General features: G+C 31.3%; 3 protein-coding genes. All 3 read right to left on the minus strand.

The window, feature by feature from the left end; all coding sequences use genetic code 11:
- Positions 1-90: 90 nt before the first annotated feature.
- Positions 91-1191, minus strand: a complete 1101-nt coding sequence (locus GQS58_RS16700; RefSeq protein WP_166388011.1) for a hypothetical protein — start codon at positions 1189-1191, stop codon at positions 91-93.
- Between the two features lie 140 nt (positions 1192-1331).
- Complete coding sequence (locus GQS58_RS16705) at positions 1332-1838, minus strand: GNAT family N-acetyltransferase (RefSeq protein ID WP_166388013.1); 507 nt, start codon at positions 1836-1838, stop codon at positions 1332-1334.
- Positions 1839-2000: 162 nt separating this feature from the next.
- The coding region (locus GQS58_RS16710; protein WP_205860462.1) for a hypothetical protein at positions 2001-2734 on the minus strand (734 nt) is incomplete at its 5' end.

Consider the following 2734-nt stretch of genomic DNA (forward strand, 5'->3'; position numbering starts at 1 on the left):
TATGATAATAATTACAGAAGTGTTTTAGTGAAAAATTAATGAGTTTTTACTTGTTTTTTACCACAGTACTTTGTTAGCTGTAGTTTTTTATTAATTTTCAACAATAGATTCAACATAGCTTTTTGCACCATCAAAATGAAATGATAAATCTCTGTCACCAAAAAACTTTGACCAATGCTCTTTTGTGATTTTTTGTTGATTATCATTATCGCTATACCCAACGACTTCAATTTTTACATTTTTTCTTACCATTCTGGAAAGTAATTGACGCATTTCAAAATCAGCACTTGGTAGAGAGTATCCAATAAATACTAACTTTTCGGCTTCAGAAATTTCAATACCCGCATTTTGCCAGATTATTTTATACTGCGGATTAGACAAGTCTTTTGCATAAGTTGGCATTATCAGATTTGATGTTAATTTATGATTATTTTCTTCTTCAGGAAAGTTTGTATCACAGTGTCTACAAGACTCATTGTCTATATGATTTCTAATACCATCTTTTCTAGAGAATCTTGCATAAAGGCGAGCACATCTAGGACACTGAAGCCAATTTAGTGAACCATGTAGTTTCAATAGCTTAACGTTGAAACCACCTTGGCCAAGTTTTTCTAACCCAGGTTTTATTGAATGGTCAAGTTCATCTCTCGAACTTATATAGCAACAATAATCTACAACTGCATTATGTTCTCCATCCAGAATTGCGCGTTGTATTGAATTATCTAATAAGATATCCCAATTAGTACTTATTACACTAACTGGGTCAATATTTCCATAATTATGGTTCGTGCGCTGAGATGATATTTTAGTTAAATGTCGTGCAAACTGATTTATATAATTCTTTGATTTATTTGTTTGATTAAGTACTAGTTGAATGGTTCTTCCAATAACATAGAAAACAGATTCTCGGACCTCCATTATTTTTCCCAGGCTTATTCCTCGGAATTGAGAACTATCAGCTAAACACCTATCTAATGGCGTAAAAATGTCCTCTAATTCAATATGGCTAAAATTGTTCTCAGTAAAGTTAAGTTGCTCTTTCAAAAAATTAATGAAGATGGAAAATCTCTGTTCTTCGAAATCAGAAGGATTTAACTTATGAAGACGAAAAGCTTCTTGTAAAATTTTAAGTTGAATAGGTGCTCCTGCTTCTACAGAAAATCCAGCACCTAGTATATATACAGTTTTCATTTTATCTAAATTCTAGTTTTTTTTAATTACAGCTAACGGTATTGTGTATGATTAGTGGCGTGTTCAAGCACCTAATTTAGTAAATAAAAACTGAATAGAAAATCCGTTAGAATTTTCGTAAGTAGGCGATAATCAAGCCATTAATTATACACGGTGTTGGCAACTGGCTTTTTTTCCATTTCGATTGTTTCCCATTCTTCATTTCCGACTTTTACATATTTTATTGGTTTGTCAGTTTGAGAAAATCCAACTTTTTCATAACATTTTATAGCACCAATATTCCAAGAATAAACATTTAGTATAATTCTTTCCTTTTTTAGATTACTAAATCCATATTCTGTCAGTTTATTAATTAATTCCGTTCCTATTCCTTTTCCACGCATTGATTTTTCTCCGATTAAAATCCGAGCTAATTTCGCAACATTTTCCTCTGGAATGCTTATTTCCGCAATTCCGATTGTTTCATTATTCTCGTTTTCTATTTTAAATACAGTTCGGTTTGAGTCGGATAAATACAATTCGACTTGTTTTTGGTCAATTGGAAAAGTGAAAATCTGTCCAGCAAATTGGATTAATTCGGATTCACTTGAAATCCACTTTTTGAGATATTCCCAATCTTCTATTTTAAATGACTTTAATTCTATCACGATTGTTTTTTCAGCTTGTTGCCAACGTTTATGTATAAGAATAGTTGCGGGTTTGTATGCGAGGATTTTCCGAAGGAAAATCAGACGTTACAAACACGCAACGACCTTTGGTTAAGCACTAAACCGCAATTATTTTTATACGGTGTTATGGGCTGGCTTTTTTTAGTTTATATACTTTACTATCATTTCTCGGTAACCAGGAAAGTCATTAGGATTGAGAAAAACTTTATCCTTGTCGTCTGTCATATTTTTTATTGTCAGTTCCGGTTTTGGGTCAGTTTGAACAATATATTCATTTAAAATTTTTGCACCTAAAGCATTATTTCCTCTAAAACTGAAAATGTAAGTGTAAGATGCAACATCATTTTTTCCAGAGCCAAGTTTTGTTTCTAATAAGTTAATTTCAGAGAGGATTTTTTCGTTTTTTTCAATTTTCTCGTTTAATTCAGCAACCTCTTCTTCTTTATACATTGATGGGATTTCAGTCTTGTATCTTTCCAGTCTTTCCAAATTTTCTTTGTTGTATTCAATGTCTTTTTGAAAATTTTCTTTTCTATAATTAATATTATCGCTGTAAAGAACAGAATCTATAAGTTCAATTTTGACAAATTCATAGCTGTTTGGGTCGTTTAGTTTTGGCTTTAAATATTCCTCCGCATTTTTCTTTACAATTTCATCTTGAGTTGGTTGTTTTTCGGTACAAGATGTAAAACCGATTAATGTTAAGAAAATTCCTAACGAAATTTTTGTCATTTGTTTTTTCATTTTGTTGATTTTTAAGGTTAAAATTTCAGAGTTGGGTTTTTTCAGCTTGCCCATAACGTTGTTGTGTATTGAAAGTTGCGTTTTTAATGAACGGCTATTTTCCGAAGGAAAATTGAAGTGAGTAAAAATGC

Source organism: Polaribacter sp. 11A2H (genome assembly GCF_011379025.1).
GTDB lineage: Bacteria > Bacteroidota > Bacteroidia > Flavobacteriales > Flavobacteriaceae > Polaribacter.

Excerpts from the sequence above, each read along its gene's own strand:
- GQS58_RS16700 (WP_166388011.1), bottom strand. The coding sequence starts at position 1,191 with ATGAAAACTGTATATATACTAGGTGCTGGATTTTCTGTAGAAGCAGGA.